This window comes from Crocinitomix algicola (genome assembly GCF_001661595.2).
Lineage (GTDB): Bacteria > Bacteroidota > Bacteroidia > Flavobacteriales_D > Crocinitomicaceae > Crocinitomix > Crocinitomix algicola.
In genome coordinates this window covers 103,289-127,834 of the sequence record NZ_LYPF02000014.1, presented here as the reverse complement: position 1 = coordinate 127,834, position 24,546 = coordinate 103,289, and the positions used below count along the sequence as shown (strand labels likewise).

Annotated in this window: 17 protein-coding genes; 10 read left to right on the top strand and 7 right to left on the bottom strand. The window is 35.9% G+C overall.

The window, feature by feature from the left end; translation table 11 throughout:
• Positions 1–30: 30 nt before the first annotated feature.
• Positions 31–1,644, bottom strand: a complete 1,614-nt coding sequence (rho, locus tag A8143_RS08550) for a transcription termination factor Rho (RefSeq protein ID WP_066758431.1) — start codon at positions 1,642–1,644, stop codon at positions 31–33.
• Between the two features lie 233 nt (positions 1,645–1,877).
• Between rho and glmM the strand changes: the two genes are divergently transcribed.
• The 4 genes from glmM to A8143_RS08530 all read left to right on the top strand — a co-directional run bounded on the left by glmM (position 1,878) and on the right by A8143_RS08530 (position 9,262).
• Entirely contained in the window at positions 1,878–3,266 is a 1,389-nt protein-coding gene (glmM, locus tag A8143_RS08545; RefSeq protein ID WP_066758429.1) for a phosphoglucosamine mutase, read from the top strand.
• A 188-nt stretch (positions 3,267–3,454) separates the two neighbouring features.
• Entirely contained in the window at positions 3,455–4,549 is a 1,095-nt protein-coding gene (locus tag A8143_RS08540; RefSeq protein ID WP_066758427.1) for a tetratricopeptide repeat protein, read from the top strand.
• 25 nt (positions 4,550–4,574) lie between these two features.
• Positions 4,575–6,647 (top strand): OmpA family protein, encoded by a 2,073-nt coding sequence (locus A8143_RS08535; RefSeq protein ID WP_066758425.1) that lies wholly within the window; start codon positions 4,575–4,577, stop codon positions 6,645–6,647.
• Between the two features lie 59 nt (positions 6,648–6,706).
• Complete coding sequence (locus A8143_RS08530; protein ID WP_066758423.1) at positions 6,707–9,262, top strand: hypothetical protein; 2,556 nt, start codon at positions 6,707–6,709, stop codon at positions 9,260–9,262.
• On the opposite strand, the gene A8143_RS08525 is transcribed toward A8143_RS08530, so the two are convergent.
• Positions 9,259–11,427 carry a 7TM diverse intracellular signaling domain-containing protein gene (locus tag A8143_RS08525; protein WP_175437519.1) on the bottom strand — a complete coding sequence of 723 codons (2,169 nt, stop codon included), beginning with the start codon at positions 11,425–11,427 and terminating at the stop codon, positions 9,259–9,261. The two genes, A8143_RS08530 and A8143_RS08525, sit on opposite strands and share 4 nt — an antisense overlap.
• Positions 11,428–11,585: 158 nt before the next feature.
• Entirely contained in the window at positions 11,586–12,851 is a 1,266-nt protein-coding gene (locus tag A8143_RS08520) for a right-handed parallel beta-helix repeat-containing protein (RefSeq protein ID WP_139134311.1), read from the bottom strand.
• A 238-nt stretch (positions 12,852–13,089) separates the two neighbouring features.
• Between A8143_RS08520 and A8143_RS08515 the strand changes: the two genes are divergently transcribed.
• Together A8143_RS08515 and A8143_RS08510 are read left to right on the top strand one after the other, a co-directional pair.
• On the top strand, positions 13,090–13,650 hold the full coding sequence (locus tag A8143_RS08515; RefSeq protein ID WP_066758418.1) for an RNA polymerase sigma factor: 561 nt from the start codon (positions 13,090–13,092) through the stop codon (positions 13,648–13,650).
• Entirely contained in the window at positions 13,647–14,366 is a 720-nt protein-coding gene (locus A8143_RS08510; RefSeq protein WP_066758417.1) for a tetratricopeptide repeat protein, read from the top strand. The genes A8143_RS08515 and A8143_RS08510 overlap by 4 nt, the downstream gene beginning before the upstream one ends.
• Here A8143_RS08510 and A8143_RS08505 read toward each other — a convergent pair.
• The 3 genes from A8143_RS08505 to A8143_RS08495 form a co-directional block, all read right to left on the bottom strand.
• The gene (locus A8143_RS08505; RefSeq protein WP_083261293.1) at positions 14,333–16,876 is read right to left on the bottom strand and encodes a CHAT domain-containing protein; all 2,544 of its coding nucleotides are present in this window, start codon (positions 16,874–16,876) and stop codon (positions 14,333–14,335) included. The genes A8143_RS08510 and A8143_RS08505 overlap by 34 nt on opposite strands.
• A 79-nt stretch (positions 16,877–16,955) precedes the next feature.
• Positions 16,956–19,070: a S9 family peptidase gene (locus A8143_RS08500; RefSeq protein WP_066758413.1), complete on the bottom strand. Its 2,115-nt coding sequence runs from the start codon at positions 19,068–19,070 to the stop codon at positions 16,956–16,958.
• A gap of 199 nt (positions 19,071–19,269) precedes the next feature.
• Positions 19,270–19,890, bottom strand: coding sequence for a hypothetical protein (locus A8143_RS08495; RefSeq protein WP_066758411.1), 621 nt, complete (start codon positions 19,888–19,890; stop codon positions 19,270–19,272).
• 164 nt (positions 19,891–20,054) lie between these two features.
• Between A8143_RS08495 and A8143_RS08490 the strand changes: the two genes are divergently transcribed.
• The 4 genes from A8143_RS08490 to A8143_RS08475 all read left to right on the top strand — a co-directional run bounded on the left by A8143_RS08490 (position 20,055) and on the right by A8143_RS08475 (position 23,537).
• Entirely contained in the window at positions 20,055–22,148 is a 2,094-nt protein-coding gene (locus A8143_RS08490) for an alpha-ketoacid dehydrogenase subunit alpha/beta (protein WP_066758409.1), read from the top strand.
• A gap of 114 nt (positions 22,149–22,262) precedes the next feature.
• Positions 22,263–22,604: a DUF6249 domain-containing protein gene (locus A8143_RS08485; protein WP_066758407.1), complete on the top strand. Its 342-nt coding sequence runs from the start codon at positions 22,263–22,265 to the stop codon at positions 22,602–22,604.
• Between the two features lie 3 nt (positions 22,605–22,607).
• Positions 22,608–23,171 (top strand): RNA polymerase sigma factor, encoded by a 564-nt coding sequence (locus tag A8143_RS08480; protein WP_066758405.1) that lies wholly within the window; start codon positions 22,608–22,610, stop codon positions 23,169–23,171.
• A 12-nt stretch (positions 23,172–23,183) separates the two neighbouring features.
• On the top strand, positions 23,184–23,537 hold the full coding sequence (locus A8143_RS08475) for a hypothetical protein (protein WP_066758403.1): 354 nt from the start codon (positions 23,184–23,186) through the stop codon (positions 23,535–23,537).
• Here A8143_RS08475 and A8143_RS08470 read toward each other — a convergent pair.
• Positions 23,527–24,441 (bottom strand): C40 family peptidase, encoded by a 915-nt coding sequence (locus A8143_RS08470; RefSeq protein ID WP_066758401.1) that lies wholly within the window; start codon positions 24,439–24,441, stop codon positions 23,527–23,529. The genes A8143_RS08475 and A8143_RS08470 overlap by 11 nt on opposite strands.
• Positions 24,442–24,546: the final 105 nt, after the last annotated feature.

The window sequence follows — 24,546 nt, the reverse complement described above, 5'->3', positions numbered from 1 at the left end:
ACCCATTAGGTAGTTTATGGGATTAGTTTTTTATCCGTTCATTGAAATCAAGAACTCCTCATTGGAAAGAGTACCTTGAATTCGTTCCTTAATAAACTCCATTGCTTCGACCGGATTCATATCCGCCAAATACTTTCTTAAAATCCAAATTCTTTGCAGGGCTTCTTTGCTCATTAGTAAATCTTCTCGTCTGGTACCCGAACCTGTAATATCTATTGCCGGGTAAATTCGACGGTTTGCAATTTTACGATCCAATTGCAACTCCATATTACCCGTACCTTTAAACTCCTCAAAAATCACTTCATCCATCTTCGATCCTGTTTCTGTAAGGGCAGTAGCAAGAATTGTTAAAGACCCGCCATTTTCTATTTTTCTCGCAGCACCAAAGAAACGTTTTGGTTTATGTAATGCATTGGCATCAACACCACCAGAAAGTACTTTTCCTGAAGCTGGCTGAACAGTATTGTATGCTCGAGCTAAACGCGTAATGGAATCCAAGAGAATGACAACATCATGTCCACATTCAACCATTCTTTTGGCTTTGTCTAAAACAATATTTGCTAATTTAACATGTTTGTCAGCTGGCTCATCGAAAGTTGACGCAACCACTTCTGCATTAACCGACCTTGCCATATCTGTTACCTCTTCTGGACGTTCATCAATGAGGAGTACAATTAAATAAACTTCAGGATGGTTAGCTGCAATTGCATTTGCTACATCTTTTAATAAAACCGTTTTACCCGTTTTAGGTTGAGCAACAATCATACCTCTCTGTCCTTTTCCAATTGGCGCAAATAAATCCATGATTCGCGTCGACAAAGTCTCGTTTTTATGCCCTGTAATTTGGAATTTATCTTTCGGAAAAAGCGGTGTTAAATATTCGAAAGGAACACGATCACGAACATAATTAGGTTCTCTACCATTTACACTTTCTACATTAATTAATGGAAAATACTTTTCCCCTGCCTTTGGTGGACGAATAGCTCCCTTTACGGTATCTCCTTTTTTAAGTCCATAACGTTTAACTTGACTCTGGGATACATATACATCATCCGGAGAAGGCAAATAATTATAATCCGACGAGCGTAAAAAACCATACCCGTCCTGCATCATATCTAAAACTCCTTCACTAATAATTAGCCCATCAAAATTGTATCCGTAGTAATCTTCTACTGATTTTTTACGATTATTTTGTCGATTGTTGTTCTGACGATTATTGTTTTTATCTCTAGTAGATTGCTCTTTTGGAACTTGAGGATTCTTTTTCTCTTCTGTTGTTGATGAATTTTGATCACCTGAATTTTCTTGCTGACTTGGTTTGGGTTTTCTTCTCCTCTTTTTTTGTTCCGGCGCAGGCACTGACTCTTCAGTTACCGCAGTTTTAATTTCTTCTGAAAATAAATCCCCGCTTCCTGCTTTCTCAGTTTCAGCACTCGCTTCAACCTTTTTTCGTGGGCGTCTTGTTCTTTTCGGTTTTTCCGCTTGCACTGGCTCTACACTATTCTCTGAAGATGTTGGACCTGCAGTAATCTTGTCAATTATCTCTTTCTTTTTAAGCGTCTCAACGCCTGCAATACCTAATTGCTTAGCAATCTCTCTTAATTCCGCTACTCTTTTAGCGTTCAGATCTGAAATGTCAGTCATAAATATGTTCTTGTGTCGATTTATTCTTTGAAAAGAAATTCGGTGATTCAAAATTGAGTAATCTCGAAATGATTTCTCTAGATTTACTGCAATTATACAAATATTATCTTAAACCAAACAAATTGGTCAAATTTTATTTTTCATTTTTTTCTCACGACAAACTGTTCAAGACCTCTTTCTAATAATCCCACATTAATCACACAAAAAACTATCTTTGTTAAAAAACTTAGACTGTGACATTAATAAAATCAATATCAGGAATTAGGGGAACCATAGGTGGACCAACAGGTGAAGGACTAACGCCAGTAGACGCATGTAAATTTGCCGCTGCTTACGGTACATGGATAAAAAACGCGAGTGAAAACAATAAACCTAAAATTGTAATCGGTCGAGACGCAAGGCTTTCTGGTAAGATGATTTCAGAACTTGTTATAAACACGCTTATAGGACTTGGCATTGATGTTATTGATTTAGGCTTGTCAACAACCCCGACCGTTGAAATTGCGGTTCCTATGGAGAAAGCTGACGGTGGAATTATTATAACTGCCAGTCATAACCCGAAACAATGGAATGCCTTAAAGCTCTTGAATAGCTCGGGTGAATTCATCTCTGACAAAGAGGGGAAATTAATTTTGGCAACTGCCGAAAAACAAGATTTTAACTTTGCGGAAGTCGACGACCTTGGAACAGTCATAAAAGATGAATCTTACCTGGAAAAACATATTCAAGCTGTTCTAGATTTGCCTTTGGTGAATGCCGCATTAATAAAACAAGCTAATTTTTCAATAGCTATTGATGCCGTCAATTCTACAGGAGGGATATTTATTCCCCGTTTATTAGAAGCTCTTGGTGTTAATACAATTCATAAATTATATTGCGAGCCAAATGGTCATTTTCCGCACAACCCAGAACCTTTGCCAGAAAATCTGACTGAAATTGCTAAAACAATTAAAGAAAAGAATGCCGATTTAGGCATTGTTGTTGATCCTGATGTAGATCGATTAGCATTCGTTTGTGAAGATGGAACGATGTTTGGAGAAGAATATACACTGGTTGCGGTAGCTGATTACGTGTTATCAAAAACCCCTGGAAACACTGTATCAAATTTATCATCCACTATCTCTTTGCGCGAGGTAACTGAAAAGTATAACAACTGTTCGTACCAAGCTGCTGCTGTAGGAGAAGTGAATGTGGTTAAAAAGATGAAGGAAACCAATGCTGTTATTGGAGGCGAAGGAAACGGGGGCATTATTTACCCTAGTTCTCATTACGGAAGGGATGCCTTGGTTGGAATAGGATTATTTTTAACGCATTTAGCGGAAAAAAATATCAGCAGTTCAGCACTTAGAGCTTCTTATCCTAACTACCATATTTCCAAAAACAAAATAGAATTATCTCCTGAAATGGATGTGGATCAAATTCTCACACAGATACAAAATGACTATAAGTCGTTTGAGATTGATACTACCGATGGCGTTAAAATCTACTTTGGCTCTGAATGGGCACATTTACGAAAAAGTAATACAGAACCTATAATCCGCATTTATTCTGAAAGCTCAAGTGAAGAAAAAGCGAATAAAATAGCTTTTGATATTATGGACAAAATTAAAGCCTTGGCTTAATTTCTATAAATAGTATACGCTCATAACACTAAATTTATCGGTGAATTACAGCCTTTCTTCGACCAATGGAGGTCGTGTAAAAAAACATGCAAATAATCTTTCTTTGAACGGGTTAATCTAAATGAATTTGACTAAATTAAAGCTCAATTTAATCGTGTCAAACCATACGTTTACACCAATTCAATATTATGAAGAAGATTACCTTATTACTATTTGCTTTTGGATTTGGGGGAATGAGTTTTGCCCAAATCGAAGAGTTAACACCTGAAGAAAAATTTTATAGGGATTCGATTACTCACCTCAACGAATCAAATGCCGCAATTGAGCTTTCACAGACTGCTTATAACGAAGGAATAGAATTGTTCAAACAAGAAAAATTTCAAGGAGCAATTTCTAAGTTTTCGGTGGCCATAGAAAATGATCCCAAATTTACACCTGCATATTATAATAAAGCTGTTGCAGAAAATAGCGTTGAAAAATACAAAGAAGCAATTCAAACCATTGATGCTTTATTAAACATCAAATCTGAATATGGTAAGGCCTACTTCCAACGTGCAAGGGCCTATCAAGGTTTAAACGACTATCTGAATGCTGAGAAGGACTACCAGAAAGTGATTGAATTAGAGCCAAAATATGTTAAAGCTTATTATAATTTTGGAACATTGAAATTTCTACAAAAAGACTACTTCGAAGCAATTGCGCAATTCACAAAAGTCACCATGCTTGACCCGGAAAATGCCTATGCCTTCAATGACCGAGGCTCTTGTTATAGAATGGTTGAGAAATATGAATTAGCCATCAAAGATTATGAAGAAGCAGCGCGGAAAAATCCAAACCTCGCATTTGTTTTGAATAATATTGGTACGACCAAAACACGTGTTAAAAAATATCCTGAAGCTTTAGCGGCTTTTAACCGTGCATTAAGTATAGACGCTAATTTCTTTTTAGCATACAATAATCGTGGTGTCACACAAATGAACATGGAACGTTACGATGATGCAGTCAATGATTTTTCAAAAGCCATCCAAATAAACCCTAAATACGCGCCCGCATATAGTAATAGAGCTGGAGCTTACTTTAAAAAAGGGGATTATGAAAACGCTAAAAAAGACGCCGAAAAAGCGATTCAACTAGACCCTAAACTCGCTGATGCATATGTAAACCGTGGTATGGCTAAAGAAATGTTGAGAGATTTAAATGGGGCTTGTGCAGATTGGTCTAAAGCCCGTGAATTAGGTTCTGAATTGGCCAAGCAATATCACTCTGGAAACTGTTCGAATTAGTATTAACAAAAGAAAATTTAAGAAAATGAAAAGTATATTAATCTTATTCTTATTCAGCCTAAGTTTAAACTCATTCGCACAAGACGTTGAATTTAAATCTGGAAATTTTAAAGAAGACAAAGATGGCTTTAAAGTCGCCAAAGAAGAACTTGAACTAGGGACCGAACAATGGGAATTGGGAAATTTGGAAGTCTTCGCTGTACGGTCTCCGCAGAATTATTACTTAAAAGCGCTTGAACATTTCGAAAAAGCCTATTTATTTAATGAAAAGAGTGCCGAATTAAACTTTAAAATTGGAGTATGTCACATGCATTCAACCGACAAATACAAAGCCATTCCTTTCATTAATGACGCATACAAGAGAAATCCAGAAGTTGACCCCTTCATTAATTATTATATGGGGCGCGTAAAACAATTGGAAGGTGAATTTGAAAAAGCAAGTAAATTCTATGAAACCTTTGAAACTGAATATAAAAAGGCAGATGATTTTATTAAGTTCGTTCGCCAACGCAATAGCGAGTGTAAATCAGCACTAGCATTGCAAGATAGTCCAATTAGAGCATGGATTGACCATGTGCCTGAATTAAGTTCTGAATACGATGATTATGCTCCGTCAATAACGATGGACGGTGAAGAAATTATTTTTACATCAAATCGACCAAACGCTCATACGCCCAATGAAGTTGGAGTTTATGATGATGATTTATATTCAGCAACAATGGTAGATGGTAAATGGCAATCGCCCAAAGCCTTAAAAGGAAGTATAAACACTCCATCAAACGAAGTTTCCAATAACCTTTCTTACGACGGTACGAAATTATTAATGAGCAAAATAAATGATGCTGGGAATTCAGATATTTATGAGTCGTTCTTAAAAGGTGATACTTGGTCTGACCCAATCGGATTTTCACGAGATATTAATCATAAATCAAACGAACGTTTTGCGGCGTACAGCCACAATGGTCGATCAATATATTTTGCTAAAGATAAACCTGGTGGAAATAATGGATATGATATAATGGTTTCAGGCGTAAAAGTAGAACGTGAAAGATCTTGGGGACTACCTGTGCAAGAACAAGATATCAGCTCCAAATTTAATGATGGACCTATTTACCTTCATCCAGATGGTAAAACAGTCTACTTTGCATCAGAGGGCTTCAACTCTATGGGAGGATATGATATCTTTTATGCGACTAAAATCAGAGGGGGCGGATGGTCTAAACCTGTAAATATGGGAGCACCAATTAATACACCATATGACGACTTCTTTTTTGCCGCTACAGCGAATGGAAAGTTTGCCTATATAGCGTCAAATAGAGCTGGCGGTAAAGGTGGTCACGACATCTATAAAATTACTTTTTGGGGGGATGAAAAAATGCCTTCGTTACAAACAGAAGATTACCTCTTGGCATCAGTGGCACAGCCCATTCAAGATCCTGAACTAGTTGGCGAAGTGAAAGTAACATCTACTGCAGAATTAACCGTTTTTAAGGGTAAGACATTAGATGCATTAACCAAAAAAGCTGTTGAGGCAATCATCGAGATTACTGATAATGCGTCTGGAAAAATCGTAGAATCATTTACAACCAATAGTGCAACCGGTAAATTCTTACTTTCCTTAGAATCTGGAGCAAACTATGGTATTGCCGTCAAGGCAGATGGCTATTTATTCCATTCCGAAAACTTTGATATTCCTGCCGGTAGCGCCTACAACTTAGTAAATAAAACCATTGAATTGAAAAACATTAAAATTGGCAGTAAAATAGCCCTTCGTAATGTATTCTTCGATACTGGTAAATCTGATATTCGTCAAGAATCAAACGCAGAATTAGATCGATTAGCGAAGTTGTTAAAAGATGTACCCGGTTTAAAGATAGAGTTATCAGGTCATACTGATAATACAGGTTCTGCCCAAAACAATATCAAATTGTCGCAAGATCGAGCAGATGCTGTTGTAAATTATCTTGTATCAAAGGGCATATCTAAATCTAGATTAACAGCAAAAGGGTATGGCTCTGATCGCCCCATTGATTCAAACGACACTGCTCAAGGAAGACAAAATAACCGAAGAACGGAATTTGAAATCACTGGAAACTAATTCTTCTGAAATAATTATCTTAGACCTCCTGTCAAATGCAGGAGGTTTTTTATTTTATTATGCGGCTCATCTTCTTATTTTGCTTTATTTCTAGTATCAGTTTTTCACAATTTGAAAATACATTCAAAAAACTAGATACGACAGACACGGCAGTTGGCCATGACAAGAAATATGTCTCAGGTTTGGGGAGTAAGAATTACACAACCAAATGGATCTATCCTAACACGCGTGGTCAAGTTGAAAAATATGAAAGACTTGAATTTGCCATTTCAATGCCTCGCAGTATTGATGAGAAAGTAATGCATTTCTTAGCAACGGATGACAGTACAGAAGGAATAAACCCTTTTTTATCGTGGCAACTGAAAGTAACCGCTCGTTTTAAGCACGTAGCATCAAATAAGGAGTTTTTTATTGATGGATTCTTTTATCAAAACTTTAAACGGGACACTAGCCACAGCGACTTCAGAAAGTGGGAATGGATCCCCTTAGAAACACCCGACTATTTTCGCGTAAGATTCGCTCCACCCATTGCGGGACAATGGGTGTGTGAAATCAATATTCATACTCAAAATCAAACCTTTGAAAATTATGCAACCTTTCCGTTCACTGTCAACCGCTCGAATAATAAAGGATACGTTAAGGTTGGTAAGAATAAGCGATATTTGGTGGAAGGAGATGAAACTTTTTTTCCTGCCGGTCAAAATTTAATCTCACCCCGATGCGAGTTTTGCTACGCTAATTCAAACGGAGCCTTACCTAGTGAATTAGGTCGGCCTGGCGCCCAATCTTTTGAAGGATGGATGGAAAAACCTACTGCTATGAAGGGTTTTCTTATGTTTCAAGAAGATATGATGAACTTATCCAAAAGCGGCGGGAACTACTTTCGTGAAATACTCTTCCCTCAAAACCAAGATATTGAATGGGAAAAACTTGGGAACTATTATGGTAGAATGAACAGAGCATGGGAACTTGATGAGCAGCTCTTTCTTGCTCGCGAACTAAACTTAAAAATACAACTCAACCTCCAAATTCAATATGCCCTTCAAATCGATAACAGCCGAACCTTTTGGAATTGGTCAATCGACGCTAACGACAAAAGACATATTCGTCCAGACCTCCCTTGCGCTAATCCCTATAATGTCGGAATATCGACCACTAAAAACGACGATCCAAATACCTTCTTCTCCGATCCAACTGCTAAAAAATTTTACAAAGAAAAACTACGTTATATTTTTTCAAGATGGGGCTATTCCACTAACCTTGCTGTTATAGGAATGGTCAGTGAAATGGAAGGTTGTTGCACTGACGCCGACCTGTGTGTAGAATGGATGGATGAAATGGGAAGATATTTAAAAGAAGATTTAAAAATCAACCAAATTCTTATTCCTAGTTTTCTGGGAATATTTCATGATCCAAAGAATTATGAACACCCCATCTTAGCCAATCCAATTTATGACATGTCTGCCTATAATTGGTATGCTGCCTCGGCTAAAAAATTTCAAGGAAACATTAAACATATTGATGGATTAATTACCACATTCGGTCAACCTTTTTTCTATGGCGAAATTGGAAATGCCAATCTTTATCCTTGCGACACCATGCGTATTGAATGGGGACGAGATTGCTGGATGACAGCATTTTCTGGAAATGCAGGTATTGGAATGAACTGGGATGATTCATTCGATGACGACTTGCGACAATACCTCGGCAATATTCATGAATTTGTAAATGGGATTAATTTCGACGGAGATACAGCTGCATGGTTACCAACCCGTGTAATTTCGGACAATCGAAAAGCAGAAACTATGCTTCTCATTTCTCCCGACAAAAGTGCTGCCATTGGTATTTTATCCAACCGCTATTACAACTGGTATTTATTTGGTGACACTTTGGGAACTTTATGGAATAGACCCGACTTGTGCCAGAATAGGATCCCTTTTGATCCAGGCTTTCACCCTAATAAACCAATTGAGGAGAAAGGCGTTTGGGAAAGAGAATTTAAAGATAGTCCACATGATTATATTGATCGCGTTTCCAACACTAAAATGAATCAAGCTGTAATTTACCACCCATTTGAGTCTTTTTCTCATAATAAAAACAAGCATTATCGCATTAGACTATACGAAATGCAAAGAGCATATTATCGTGTCGATTTTTACAATGCATTCACGTTAGCTCCAATCAGTACAGAATACAATTGGGGACCCAATTTAAAAGTTGAATATCCAGTCATGGACAAAGAGGCTGGCTTAATTGCCTATAAGGTGAGAAAAGTCAGTTTAGGTCAATTTCCCCAAATCAACGAAGAAGACCGCATTCCCATTAATTTTTCGGATGCTATTTACGATGAAGATTATCGGTACATTAAAATTATAAATAATCGGTATAAACTAATCATTAATAAAGAGGAGTACCGCCTTTCGATTGAACATCTAAATCCTAAAGAAGAAGACAATTATAGCCTTGTAATATCTGATGAAAATCATTCAGAAGTTTATGCTACTAATTATACAAAAGCGTCAAAGGACATTCGCTTAAAAAAGCTCAGCAAAGGCAGATATACTATTGAAATTAAGGTTAATGGAGTTATCTATACTGAGGTGGTTGAGCTTTAAATTTTCACACTAATTACCAGCACATCATCTGTTTGACTTTGGCTCCCCTGCCAACTCATAAACTTTCCTTCTAATTCCTTTTGCTGTTTATCTAACGGTAAATCGTACAAATCAAGCAATGTCTCTCTAAACCTCTTATAGGAATATTTTTTAATTTTCGGTCCACCGAACTGATCTGGAAAGCCATCTGAAAACAAGATTAGCTGGTCACCTTCAAATACATCTAAATTATAGTTTTCAAAGTGAAAATCATCTTTTTCAGTTGCATTACCAATGGATCGCTTAATCGCTTTTACTTCTATAAGACTCGCTGTATCCGAACTTTCCCAAACCGTCATATTTTCAAGCATTTTAGTTTGATCAACCAAATGTTTTTTTCGAATCAAATACAAGGAGTTTCGCGCACCAGAAAACATTATTTTTTTCCGATCCGAACTTAATGCGCACATTGCGATATCCATACCATCTCGAACAATAAAACCTTCTCGTTGACTTCTTAATGTTCGTTCTACACCTGAATTTAAATAATCCAATGCTTCACCAGGAGAATTTACTGTAGCAACTTTTAAACTTTGCATCAGCAAATTATGACCAACAATACTCATAAATGCCCCCGGAACTCCATGTCCTGTACAATCAACAGCCGCAAATACGGTAAACTCCTCTGAAGATTCATAAGATGTTCTCACCGATTCAACAAAATAAAAATCACCACTAACTACATCTTTTGGACGATAAAAAATATATGAATTTGGAAGAATTTCTGCTATTTGCTCCTCTGAGGGTAAAATGGCGTTTTGAATTCGCTCAGCATACTTTATACTGCTAAATATTTCTTTCGTACTTTTTCTAAGTTCTTCTTTTTGAACTTCCAACTGCTTTGTCCGTTCTTTGACCTGCTTTTCTAAACCAACATTCAATATGTCAATCGCTTCATTACGTTCCCTTAAATTTTTAAGGGCAATTTCTTGAGCCGACCTTTTCTCTCGTTGTAATTTACCATACTTGTTAGACATTGATATACTCAAAATGACAAACTCAAAAGCTGAACTTAATTTTAACGCACCAAGTGAGATTATTTTATCACCAACAATACTCATATTTCCAAGAATAAACACTACTCCACCTATTATTAGAATGATGAATGCAATTGAAAAGAAAATATCCACCCTAAAACCTTTAAACCTGAGGTAAATAATGGAAAACGCCCCCAATAACACGGCAAAAAGACTTGCTCCATTAATGATCGGAAATGCAAGTTGATAGGGAGTTCCTGGTATTAAGGACATGATTATAATAGCGCCCATAACAATACGCGAATAGAGAAAGATTTTATACAGCTTTTTATTTCTCGTTTTCAACTGTAAAAAATGATCGACGTAAGTCAGTAGAAAAATCACCGTAAATCCTGCAAATACTAGCAAGACATGATTGGTTAAATATCCCCCATTCGGAAAGAAATGGTGGTGAGTAAATCCATCTAAAGAAAACTGCAACACTCCTTGCGAAAAAGCATAAAGAATGTAGAACAAAAATGATTGATCTCGGAGAAAAACAAAAAAGAAGAAATAAATAATTACGACCAAAGAAATCAATCCAAAATAAAAACCATTCTTGAATTGTTCTTTAAAATCTTGCGCAAAAAACCCCATGTGATCATGGAATATAATTGGAGTGAACAACAATTCGCCATCACTTTCGAATTTTAAATAAATGGTGACCGATTCACTGGAGTCTAACGCAATTGGAAAGAGGTTTTTTCGATGTTCAATTTCTTTCGCGTAATAAGAATAATCGTCCCCTGATTGATAGTGATGTAAAACCTTATCATTTTTCAAAACAAAACACTCCACATTATTCGTCACAGGGCGTCCAGTTTCCAAAATAAAATCATCAAAACTCGTCTTGTTCCTTAAGTCAAACTTGATCCAATAACGCGCTGTTGTGAAGTTAAAATCTGGTATAGCACTTTCTGTCGGAATAAATTGAACCGATTTTGCTTCATGCAGTGTATTAATTTGCTTTTGATCATCTTTAAAATAACCACAAAATTCACCTTGAGAACGACTTAACCCCTCGTCTGTTAACTCTATGACAAAGTTATCGTTCCCCCACCCAGTCAGTCCTATAAAAACTGTGACAAATAAAATTAAGATATAACGCATTGACTTTTTAATACGAAAAAACCCATCACGGGTTATATTTTTTTGCAAATGTACAAAAAAGAAAAGGGACCTCGAAAGGTCCCTCCATCCACAAATCATCGCACCAAATCATAAATAAGAATTGGTCGGTTAAACTTGATGCGACTACTCTTTAATTTTTAATCAAAATATACAGTACAACCATCCACACAATCGGCATCTGGTCCAACACCGTTTCCAGTAATTGTATTGTAAGTATTTACTCCAGCAGCATCAGACTGAACAGCACCTCCTGAATAAATAGTTGAAGATCCGTTAATATAAACGCCATAGCTATTTGAGTTATTTACGGTACAGTTATCAAGTTCTAACCGTCCGCTTGAAACGTTAATTCCAGCATAATACCAACCCCAATAAGACCCTCCATCTGAAACAGTTACATAATCAAATCTGTTATTTGGATTATTAGATCCAATATTAATACCCTTCCAATATGCAGCAGATTCGAACCTACCCTCAAATATAATTGGCTCACCTGCCGTTCCTTCAGCCGTTAAAGACCCGGATTCTCTTACTTGAAATTCCCCTTCGGACTCCACCATGATGTGTACACCAGGGTTAATTGTAAGTGCCGCATCTACATCGACATTACCATCGATCAATATTGGAGATGATTTAACAGCCCAAGTTGCTGCACTAGTCATCACCGCACCTCTAACATGTATTTGATCGGTTCCGTTGGAAACAGTATAATTTGAAGCATTATCCAAATACTTAACTTGTGTCGCCGAAACACTTAAACCAGATTCAGCACAATTACTAAATGTATTGTTCGAAAATTCCGTAAATGTAGCGCTGGCATGAGCGTATAACCCCGGGCCTTCACTATTCGAAATAGTTGAATTCTTTAACGATAACTTAGCCAAATTATCAACGAAAACATTTGCATATTCCCATCCCCAATAAGATCCTGCATCAGAAACTGTTACATAATCAAATTTATTATTCGGATTATTGGAAGTTACCGCAATTCCTTCCCAGAAACCAGGTGAAGCAACATCCCCTTTAAATACAATTGGCGAAGTTGATGTTCCAATAGCCGTAATAGAACCCGTTTCTCTAACCGATATTGAAGCTCCAGCACACATATTTAAAATGGTACCTGGCTGAATGGTAAGTGCTGCCTCAATTCGAATGTCACCACAAACATTTATTACACCCGGTGCCCAAGTCGTATTAGCTGTTATATCCTCAGTCCATTCTGTCGTTACAACTGGTCCATCTGGATTATTATCATACTTGCATGATCCATCATCTTGATTCGCTTTTTTATTGTAGTTTGTTGCTGTTGGATCAGTACAACCTTCTTTTTTACAGGCTGTAAATAGCATACCAGCACCTAAAACGGCAATTAGTAAATTATTTTTTTGAATTGAAATTTTCATTTTTCTCATTTTTTTTGATTTCCCTTTAATGCGTCTAGAAAAAAAGAGGTAACCAACTTTAAAAAAAAAATATTTATCCCTTAGTTTATTGATTAGTTGAGCATTACGAAAAAACCTGAATAAACATCAATTTACCAACAGGTCTAAACCCAAAAAAATACGTGAATTACACGTAAACTTTTTTATTTTTGAAAAGAATTCGCATTAACGGTTACCTTATTATTTTTGAGCGCATTAAGTGGATAAGAATACAACGATAGCATCAATTAAAAATCAAGACGAACGAGTTGTTCAACGGATTTATAAAGAATTTAAACCAAAATTCGAAAATTGGATTCGAGGAAGGTACAAAATTTCAAATGCAGAAGATTGCAGTGAAATATACCAGAGAAGCTTTACCGTTTTATTCTTCAATATAAAAAAAGACAAACTTGTTGACTTAGAAGCAAGTCTAGAAACGTATTTATATGGAATTGGTAAGATGATTATCCGAGAATGGTGGCGAGATAAAAGTCCTCAAAAAGAAATGGATTCCTTGAATGAAAATACAGATTTAGAAAACGTATCACTTTTTTCAGAAGTATTTGAAAAGAGTGCAATAGACGAAGCAACATCTGATAAACTAATTCAAGCGCTTGAGGAAATTGGGGAACCTTGTAAAACCATCATTAAATTATTTTATTGGGAACGAAATAGCATGGAGGCTATTGCCATTAAAACCGGATATAAAAATGATGCTAGCGCCAAAAAAAAGAAATACCTCTGTCTTGCTAAGTTGCGTGAATTAATGAATAGATGATGAATTTTAGTGAAGAAAATATTGCGCTTTTTGATGCTTATCTCAGAAATGAGATGACTGATCTAGAAAAACTTGCTTTTGAAAAAAAACTTAGCACAACACCGCATTTTAAAAAAGAGTTTGACGAATTTAAAACATTTGAAAAAGCTATTGAATATGCTGAAATAAAGTCTTTTCAAAAGCAACTTAAAACATGGGACAATTCAATAGTCCATCAACCAAACAGTAATAGACCAAAAGTTATTCGTCTTCGAATTATCAGTGCAGTCGCTGCTGTTGCAATTATAGCTTTAATCAGTTCAACTTTCTTTTTTAATGCCTCGGATAAAGAATCATTAGTGGCAGACAATTTTCAACCTTATGATAATATCATTACGGTCAGGGGAGAACAAGCAGACATTGATATGGGATTACATTTCTATGATTTACAAGAGTATTCAAAAGCTATTGAACAACTTGAAAAACATCCCAACAATTTGAGTGCACTTTTTTATGCTGCAGAATCTCACTTAGCCCTTAAAAATTACAAAGAAGCTGCTGAAAAATATGAACTTTTATTAACGCAGAAAAACTCTCTATTTGATGAAATTATTCGATTTCACCTTGGCTTAGCCTATATCGGCATGGATAAAAACGATCAAGCAATAGAAATGTTAAATTCGGTGAAAGGTGATTTTAAGTCTCAAGCCGCTGAATTAATTGATGATTTGCGATAAACTCGTCTGCCCAAAACCACAATTAGTAAAATTAGAACAACTCCCCCTGTAACAACTAGCCATTTTTTCAATGATGCACTGAAAATGGACTTTTCAAATAACTTTTGATCGTCACCATAAACAACATAATTTGCCCAAAAAAATGGCTGCCTGTGAATTTTATCTGCTGCTGATAAATACTTGACTTTAGCTTTTTGCAAACTTTTCGATTTAGTTTCTCCCTCCTGTAAATTAGAATAAAAAGCACGCATAACATCTGCCGCACTTTGATCTTGAGCACTCCATAGGCTACTCACCGTTGACGGAACCCCAGCAAAATAAAACGCATTTGATAGACTTAATACTCCTACTCCTTCTTTTAATTCTCCTCTGGCCGAATTACATGAACTTAACACAACCATTTCCGCAGTTATATTTTTCGCAAAAATCTCATAAGCATATAAGTGATTTGAATCAAGGTCTTCTGTTGCGTCAAAAACAATATAAGACTCATACGGATGCTCAAAATTCAAAATTGAATGCGTGGCTAAATGAACTATTTTATTCACCTCTGTATTCGCAAGAAAAGCCGATTTCGTTGCCAATTGTTTTTCTATTAAGAGACCATCAAAACGCTTAGCTAAGTCAATAGACTCTTGTCGTGCATGCACTAATTTTGCCAACGAGTCTGTTCCATAATTTTCTGGGTTAAAAACGGCCAAATCTCTTACATAATCGGATTGTTTTCTAGCATGGATAATTGAAAATAATGAACTGGTGTATTGAATACTATAATTCTCAATTAAATATTCATCTTGTGGATTAAGTAAGGCATCAAAACTAATATAGCTAAACTCATCAATTGGATAAATGATTAATTCCTCTGTTTTTATTTGATCAACAATCGGGTCTATAAGCAGCGAATATAATTCTCGATTGAGCTTATGCTGTTTTTCGATAGCAATTACATCTGTTTGTAAAGAAGCATTTAAGGTATATGCTGAATCAATCATACCCAAAAAATTATTCGCTACTTTAACTGAATTAAAAAAAGCATGGTTGCCCGCATGACCCATGGTGTGTATTGTAGAGTCCAATGGGTTAAAAAAGTATACCAATAGCGTTTTTTTATTTTTGGCGAGATAATCATTCAATCGTAATTCGAAATCATTTTGTGATAATTTATACTGCTCCATCACCAAATCCCGCTTGGTCTTTGCCTTTAACGCTGTGGCTTTCTTAGTGTTTTCTTGAATGATTTGACTGAGTGAATCTATTATCCCTTTTGAATTAGGTACGGTATCTAATTCGCTAATTTTATTATTTAGATAGCTAATTTCATTCTTCAACTCTTTTTCTTTCACCCATAAATCAGCATTTAATTGGTAAGAGATTCGTTCCAAGTGCAATCGATTGGATTGGTAAGCATCAATTATTCTAATTACTTCTGAAATCTTTTGTTGTCCAACTTTACCATTAATATTATCCAACTCGTTAACCGTTGTTAAGAGCGAGTTTATTTTATTATCTGGTCGTAGAATAGTCCCTCCAATTTTATCTCCATCATTCTTTACCGTTAACTTTTCGCCCAATCTAAAACCATTAACATATTGCTGGTAAGCAGAATCGAGATAAGCAATATTTTTTGTGTTTTTATAACATTGGAAATAAGAAATTCCTCCCATAAAGACATTCTCGAAAAAAGTCCTTGTTACCATATCTTCGTGATTATCTAAGTAAGTCTCCATAGCCAAGTAGTTTTTGTACTGCGGATATTTCGATAAAACATGTAAATACTCTTTGTATTGACCGGCTTGGAAAAAGGTTCTTAAATAAAAGTAAATGAAACGATCATGAGGCAAGCCTGGAATTGGGTTGTTTTCATAAATATCCAACGATTTTTTTGCAAACTCCATCGACCCATTAACATCCCCCATTTGAGCCATGAGTATTGCTTTTTGACTGAAAAGATTTATTTCTTCACTTTTAAGGTTGACATTACTGCGCATTACTTTTTCAGCGTTATTTACTGATAAAAGCGCTTCCGAAAGCTTGCCCATCCTAAAATTCATTGCGAAATAAGATAAATAAAAATCGTAAAGCGACTTGTCAAACTGATTTTTTGGTACGACAGATTTAGAACTGATCAACAATCGTTCACATTCTCGCATATATCGGTCTGACTCTTGGACGTTTCCTAGTTGCAATTCATACAAAGCTAACCGCCGATAAACATCGGACAAAAATAAAATATCACTGGGCAAAAGTTTGTAACTGGATTCCAAAGCCTTCATGTAAGTCGTAGACTTTAACAAATATGTTCGAGTAAAATCCTGATTTACATAAACCTTATTGTACCAATCGGCAATTTCACTTGACAACTTCGCTTTTTCACGAATAAAAGTTTCTGAATTTTCTTGTTCAATCGTTCCGAGGCGATTTGTTAACGAATCAATAATCGGATTGCCAAAAACGTTTGAGTGAAACAAACAGAAGAACCCAAAAAGAAATACAATATTTAACCTGACCATGGCGTAAAGTTAATTATAAGAATTACAGGACATTTGAATTAATAAAAAAAAATGCCCCACTTAATGTGGAGCATTTTTATTAATTATTTTCAATTATATAATCGAGCACTTTCTGCATCAGGTGGACTCGATCTTTTCCATATACATTGTGTTTATGCATTGGATATGGAAAAAAATCCATTTGGACACCCGCTTCGATGAATGCTTTAACTAAAGCCAAGTTATGTTGCATTACCACAACATCATCACTTGTCCCATGAATTAATAGTAAATCTCCTTTAAGATTCTCAACATAATTCGTTAAAGCACTGTTTTTATATCCTTCCGGGTTTTCTGTTGGCGTATCCATATAACGTTCACCATACATAACCTCGTAATATTTCCAGTCTGTAACTGGACCTCCAGCAACACCAACATTAAAGATTCCTGCATTTCTAAGCATTAAAGAGGTGGTCATAAATCCTCCAAAGCTCCACCCGTGCACTGCTAGACGGTTTCCATCAACATAATCTAGTGTTCTTAAATGTTTTACTCCCACAATCTGATCTTGCATTTCTAGTTCTCCCAATTGACGATGAATCCCACTTTCAAATTCAAACCCTCTATTCGCTGAACCTCTTCCATCAATCGTGTAGACTAAATAACCTTGTTCGGCCAACCAATACATCCACAAACTAGCTCCATCTAACCAAGAATTTGTAATTAGCTGAGCATGCGGACCACCATAAACATAAACTAATACGGGATATTTCTTACTCGGGTCAAAATTACTTGGCTTAATTAAGCGTTGATAAAGGTCCACTTTTTGATCACCTGATTTTAGTGTACTGATCTCTGCCGTGCCCATCGTGATGTTTTCATATGGATTAGCTGCTTCAATTAATGTGCGTACGACTTTACCTTTTGCTAAATCAACAATCTCTTCTCTGTTTGGAATTTCATGAGAAGAATAAGCATCATGCATAAATTCATAATTCGAAGAAAAAGATACACGATGAGTACCAGGAATTTGTGTTAATTTAGTTTGTTTTCCGGTATTAATATTCACCTTATAAGCGTGTGTCTCAAGTGGACTTTCTCCAGTCCCCATAAAGTATATATTACCGTTATCATCATGACCTAACAACTCCTTAACCACCCATTTGTTTTTCGTCAGTTGTTTCTGAAGTTTGCCATCCGCGTCATACAAATAAAGATTCATAAAACCATCTCTCTCGCTTAACCACACAAATTGGTCATTGGATACAAAATAAACAGGATGCTCTGGTTCAACCCAACGATCATTTTCTTCCTCAAAAAGCACTTTAACTAATTCACCTGATGTTGCATCATATTTCATCAACTTCATATGATCTTGACCTCGATTTAATTCAGCAACATAACAATATTTATCATCCGGTCCCCATGCAAAATTTGTCACATAATCGTCCTCCTTGCCAGAAGGTGTTATTTTCACGGTTTTTTCGCTTTCAACATCATATATACAAACCGCTCCTTTTTCACTTTTTTGACCTGCCATGGGGTAACGAATTGAGTTCAGAGACCCCGTTGGTGTGGTGATATCCAGTAGAGGATATTCTGCAACTTCCGATTCATCTTTTTGATAATAGGCCAATTTAGTCCCGTTGTTCGACCAGAAAGTACCTTTTGTAATACCAAATTCACTTCGTGCAATGGCCTGACCTGAAACGACCCCTTCTTTTGAAACTGTAATCGGTATTGATTTTGAAGTTAAAAACAATACATCCCCTTCATTATAAACAATATTTAATGAGGCTGGCGAAAAGTCCATTATGTCTGAATTACTATTTACACTACCCAACTCTTTTGCGCTTTGTTTGGTAATGTTTATTTCATAGAATTTCTGATCAATCGACGTTATAAACCGATGTTCATCTTTCCATGATAGAACATTAACATATCGTGGACTTAATCCTGTTAATTCTGCAATTTTTTTGGTTGTAATGATTTCTGATGTCTTATCATTTTTAGTATTCCCTCTTAAAAGCGTTTGGTAATCACTCGACAAGTAAGCGAAATCATTTGTGTTTGGAATCCATGAAAGTAGATTCGTATGCTCAGGATAATAGGCCCTATACTGATTCATTACAGCATCTTCTAACGTTAACTGCTTTTGACCAATGACGAAACCACTCATTAATCCAATAAATAATAATGCAACTATTTTCTTCATTTATTTCTTTTTATATCAATTTCATTCAACAATCGCTCCATTTTTCAACGAATGGTAAAAATAGAAATTTTGAACGCATTTATTCTGTTTACTATAAAAAATACCAACGTGGTTGTTGCACAAAAAAATCCCACTACACAATTATGTGCAATGGGATTCCCGATTTACAAAGGTTTTAGGTTATTGTATCGGTTTGTTGTTAAATCTTTAAGGTTAAACCTAATTTCATCCAACCTAGACTATTTCGTCCTGTCTCTGCAAAAGCCCCAACACTATTATTAAAATAGTATCTAAAACCAGCAAAGTATCCGAATCTCCAGGTTGAATCAAAATCCTTTTTCTCACGAACTTTTTCCGTCAATGGATCCGTCCAAGTGGTTAAAACATTCGTAATTACCATTCCCGTTGATGCTCCAATATAAAAATCAAGTTTTTCCGAATTGAAATCACCCAAATCATCACCAAAAATATTCTTTATAACATCTAAATAATGAAAAGAACCTCTTACCATGAATGATTTGTAAGTGTATTTATATTGATCGGTATCATAAAAGTAATAAAGGTGTTTATAGGTTCGTCGAGCATACTCACCTTCAAAACCAAAACTAAATAAGTTTGATGCCGCATACTCGAAGTTTAATGCTACAGGCGGTAGTATATTTATTACATCCCAAGAATGCCCATAATTATACCATCCAAGCGTAATGGACGGATTAATTAAAAGATCGCCTTCCGCAATGGACGCCTGTCCTTGAGCACGTCCCTGTATAAAGGAACCAGCCAAACATATTACCAAAAGTGATTTTTTTAAGAATTTCATAATTTATTTATTTTATCACTTAGTGGTACCGAATTTTAAAAGGTAACCAGCATTTAATATTTTATTTTTTTCTGTTAAGCTTTTACTGAATTAGATGAAGTCAACCTAATAAAAGCGGGTTATTTTTTGTAAATTGCGGCCAATTTAAATTTCACTGAGCGATTATGTCAGCAACGACTTCAGATAAAAAAAATACTTCGGTTAAAACCAGTAAGAAAAATCTTAAAAAGGGGTTCGAGTTAATGTGTACAGCCAAAACAATGGCGGAAAAATATGAGGAAAATGCGAAAGTAACTTCCAAATATGTACATGCCACTTCGCGCGGGCACGAAGCAATTCAACTTGCTTTAGGAATGCAACTTAAATCACAGGATTGGGTGGCCCCATATTACCGAGATGATTCAATTTTACTAGGAATTGGAATGGAGCCATGGGAAATCATGTTGCAGGTCTTTGCCAAAAAGGATGATCCTTTTTCAGGTGGTAGAACTTATTATTCACATCCTAGCTTAAATCGTGAAGGGATGCCTAAAATACCTCATCAATCATCAGCAACAGGAATGCAAGCCATTCCTACCACCGGTGTTGCGATGGGAGTTCAATACAAAGAAAAACAAGGATTAGCAGAAGATTTTAAAGGTGAAAACCCAGTCGTTGTTTGTTCACTTGGTGACGCTAGCTGTACGGAAGGTGAAGTTTCTGAAGCTTTCCAAATGGCAGCACTAAAACAGTTTCCAATTTTATATTTGGTACAAGATAATGAATGGGATATCTCTGCTAGTGCAGATGAAATTCGTGCGCAGGATATTTCATATTATGCACAAGGATTTAAAGGGTTAGAAGTTGTGACAATTGATGGAACGGACTTTGAAACATCCTATCAAACAGTTAAGGATGTCATTGAAACAATTCGTAAAGAAAGACGTCCATTTTTAATTCATGCTAAAGTTCCACTTTTGAATCATCACACGTCTGGTGTAAGAAAAGAATGGTACAGAGATGATTTAGAAGAGCAAGCACTTAGAGATCCTTATCCAAAGTTAATCGACTTAATGTTAAGTCAAGGAATAAGTGAAAAAGAAATTAAATCCATTGAGGAAGCGGTGCAAACAAAAGTCAATGCCGATTTTGACAAAGCAATGAACGCAGAAGACCCAGACCCTTCTAGTTTAACGGATTTCTATTTTGCTCCTACTCCAATTACCGAAGAACAAGGTGAACGGGAACCAAAAGGTAAAAAGCCAACAGTTATGGTAGATAGCGCCTTATTTGGAATTCGTGAACTATTGGATAAACATCCAGAAGCACTTTTATACGGGCAAGATGTGGGAGGAAGACTCGGTGGTGTTTTTCGTGAAGCAGCCACTTTAGCTCAACAATTTGGTGATGAACGTGTGTTTAATACACCAATCCAAGAAGCATTTATTATCGGAAGTACGGTTGGTATGTCCGCTGTTGGACTAAAACCAATTGTCGAGGTTCAATTCGCTGATTATATTTGGCCTGGACTTAACCAGCTATTCACAGAAGTTAGTCGTTCATATTATTTATCAAATGGAAAATGGCCCGTGAGCGCTATTATACGTGTTCCAATTGGAGCATATGGAAGTGGAGGCCCTTATCATTCTTCAAGCGTTGAGTCTATTGTAACTAACATAAGAGGAATCAAAGTCGCTTACCCTTCTACCGGCGCCGACTTGAAAGGTTTAATGAAATCAGCGTTTTACGACCCAAATCCAGTGGTAATTTTAGAACACAAGGGATTGTACTGGAGTAAAATTAAAGGAACTGAAGGTGCTATTACGGTAGAGCCAAGTGAAGATTATGCTATACCATTTGGCAAAGCTAGAACAGCATTAAGTGCTGAACAAGGTAAAATTGAGAAGGGAGAGAGCTTAGTAATCGTAACTTACGGTAGAGGAGTTTATTGGGCACTTGAAGCCGCAGAACACTTCAAGGGGCAAATTGAAATTATTGATTTAAGAACGCTCAGCCCTTGGGATGAAGAAGCCGTTTTTGCAGCAGTAAATAAACATAGCAAGTGTTTATTAGTGACAGAAGAATCGATTGAAGCGACATTTACGCTAAGTATTGCCGCCAAGATTCAAAAAAATTGTTTCAAAAACCTAGATGCCCCTGTTGAAATTGTAGGGTCTGTTGATACTCCTGCAATTCCTCTAAATTCAATTTTAGAAGCAGAATTACTGACAAATGCAGATAAAGTAAAAAAAGGAATAGAAAAAGTTTTAAACTTCTAAACCCAAGAAAACAAAGGGTTTAATCAAAAAGCTAGGAGTTATTCCTGGCTTTTTTTATATTATTTTGTAACCATTAAAAGCTTTTCGTTGACTAATTGAATAAAAGTTAAAAAAATGGTACACTTAACACATATTTTAATTCCTTTAGGCGGAGCTGCTATGATTTTCGGAATTGTGTACGTCGTAACAACGGCAAACCACAGAGAAAATATGGCAATGATTGAAATGGGTATGAATCCAAAAGAAGAAACCAAAAAGCATAATAATTTACGTAACGCGTTATTATTCTTACTTGTTCCAATTGGTATCTTGGTTGGAAATCTTGTTCATGAATATTTCGGAATGGATTCTTCACCTGCTGCTGTGCTTTTCGCTTTTTTATTTGGTGGTATTGCTTTAGTGGCAACTTATTTTATTGAATGGGCTTTGGATTTGAAAGACGATAATTCACTGTAATCCGTGGATCAACATAAAGTAAAACATATTATCCAGAGTGTTTTAAAAGGAAATCATTCTGCCTTTTCTGAAATTGTCAAAGCCCACAAAGACCTCGTTTTTGGTCTAAGTCTTAAAATAAGTCAATCTCAAAATGATGCAGAAGAAATTAGCCAAGAAACCTTTATAAAAATATTCCAGCAACTAGCAAGTTTCAGAGGCCAATCCAAACTATCCACATGGATTTACCGAATTACTTATTTTACGGCTATAAATTACTTGAAAAAACATAAAAAATTTGTTGCCGAACCACTCGAATTAGAGTCTCAACACCCTCAGGTAAAATCGTTTGATAGCCTATCTCATGACGAACAGAAAAGATACATTAACAAAGCATTAAATCGACTTAATCCGCAGGAAAGAGCAATAATTACATGTTTCTATTTGGACGAGTTTACTCTCAAGGAAACCGCTGAAATCACAGGAAACACTATCGGAAATACTAAAATAAAACTGCATAGAACACGGGCAAAATTAAAAACAATACTTAACGAGCTACTACCCCAAGAAGCTACAATGTTATATTAAAAAAGATGAAAGATGGAATTCGAAGAGATTTTAAAAAAACATATCCAAGAAGATTTGAAAAAAAGTAAAACTGACGAATACTTTATTGCTAACGTAATGAACAAAATTAACGCGTATGAGTCCAAAAAAGTTCAACCTTTGATTACCAAAAAAGCTTGGTTAGGAATTTTTTGTATTACTGGTTTTATAATTAGCTTTTCAATATTAATCGAAACAAGTTTTACTATTTTAATAGATTTACCCTCAATAAGTAAAAAACTTGGGGTGTTCTTAAGCGAAATGCTTTTACCTGTTATCGGATTAGTAGTTGCGATACTATTTGTGATCGCAGACCGTCTTTTGAGGAAACGAGGTTTTACATCGTAAGGAATGTTCCCGCAGCTTTTAATCGCGGTTTCCAATAAGTCGATTTTTCAATCTCGGTAACAATGACTCCTCGACTAGTTGAGGCATGAACCATAACCAATGGCGACCCCTTTTCACTAATTACCAAGCCTACATGCGAAATTGTTGAGCCAGAGGAAAAGAAAATTAAATCCCCTTTCTGAGCATCTTCAATTTTGACTTTCTTAGAACCAGCTAATTGAGCCGATGCCGTTCGTGGTAGGATAATCCCATATTTTTTATAAACATAACTTACCAATCCAGAACAATCAAAGCCTTTAGTATCGGTTCCCGCCCATTTATATTTCGTTCCCACTAATGACTTAGCAAAAACGACCATCTCGTCTCGATTAGAATTTGATTTTTGCTCCTCATCTGCCACTTCCTTCTCTTTCTTATTTGTTTTAACCGGAATGTTGATTTTTGGAACCATGTCTGGTCGAGCTTTAATGCCGTCCAATTGCTTTAACCTAAAATTTTGAATTTTTTCAGCTGTGCCTTTTAATCCCCTAGACTTAAACTGCGTTTCTAAGTCAACTAAATAAGTTTTAAGACTTGCAATTTCGTGATAATGAGCAGCAATATAATCAACGATTCGCTCACTGTCCATAAATTCATCATAAGATGAAATGGCCCGGTCAATGGCAAAATCATGACGATCAAACCATGTATCATCTGCTGACATTCTGAATAATGCTAAGGAATTATAAAAAGAAGGTAGACCACTATAATCGTATTCCGGCCTTGCCAACAGTTTCTCCGACTTTCTTAATACTTTATGATAATAACCCTGATCGTAAAGCACTTCTAACTGATCAATTTTCTTGTCTTGACCGAAAGCCGCGAGTCCAGCAAAAATAAAACATAGTACAATGATCCGCTTCATATTACAAATTTAGATGCAAAAGAATTATTTTATCCTCTAAACGCCTACTTGTATCCACAAAATATTGTTAATTCTAAATTGTATTAAAATAACTCCTACCCTATT

Bases quoted from the DNA above. Each gene is read 5' to 3' on its own strand.
- A8143_RS08510 (WP_066758417.1), top strand. From the start codon at position 13,647: ATGATGAATTTTAGTGAAGAAAATATTGCGCTTTTTGATGCTTATCTC.
- A8143_RS08520 (WP_139134311.1), bottom strand. From the start codon at position 12,851: ATGAAAATTTCAATTCAAAAAAATAATTTACTAATTGCCGTTTTAGGT.
- A8143_RS08500 (WP_066758413.1), bottom strand. From the start codon at position 19,070: ATGAAGAAAATAGTTGCATTATTATTTATTGGATTAATGAGTGGTTTC.
- A8143_RS08525 (WP_175437519.1), bottom strand. From the start codon at position 11,427: ATGCGTTATATCTTAATTTTATTTGTCACAGTTTTTATAGGACTGACT.
- A8143_RS08540 (WP_066758427.1), top strand. From the start codon at position 3,455: ATGAAGAAGATTACCTTATTACTATTTGCTTTTGGATTTGGGGGAATG.
- A8143_RS08535 (WP_066758425.1), top strand. From the start codon at position 4,575: ATGAAAAGTATATTAATCTTATTCTTATTCAGCCTAAGTTTAAACTCA.
- A8143_RS08490 (WP_066758409.1), top strand. From the start codon at position 20,055: ATGTCAGCAACGACTTCAGATAAAAAAAATACTTCGGTTAAAACCAGT.
- rho (WP_066758431.1), bottom strand. From the start codon at position 1,644: ATGACTGACATTTCAGATCTGAACGCTAAAAGAGTAGCGGAATTAAGA.
- A8143_RS08475 (WP_066758403.1), top strand. From the start codon at position 23,184: ATGGAATTCGAAGAGATTTTAAAAAAACATATCCAAGAAGATTTGAAA.
- A8143_RS08485 (WP_066758407.1), top strand. From the start codon at position 22,263: ATGGTACACTTAACACATATTTTAATTCCTTTAGGCGGAGCTGCTATG.
- A8143_RS08505 (WP_083261293.1), bottom strand. From the start codon at position 16,876: ATGGTCAGGTTAAATATTGTATTTCTTTTTGGGTTCTTCTGTTTGTTT.
- A8143_RS08530 (WP_066758423.1), top strand. From the start codon at position 6,707: ATGCGGCTCATCTTCTTATTTTGCTTTATTTCTAGTATCAGTTTTTCA.
- A8143_RS08495 (WP_066758411.1), bottom strand. From the start codon at position 19,890: ATGAAATTCTTAAAAAAATCACTTTTGGTAATATGTTTGGCTGGTTCC.
- A8143_RS08470 (WP_066758401.1), bottom strand. From the start codon at position 24,441: ATGAAGCGGATCATTGTACTATGTTTTATTTTTGCTGGACTCGCGGCT.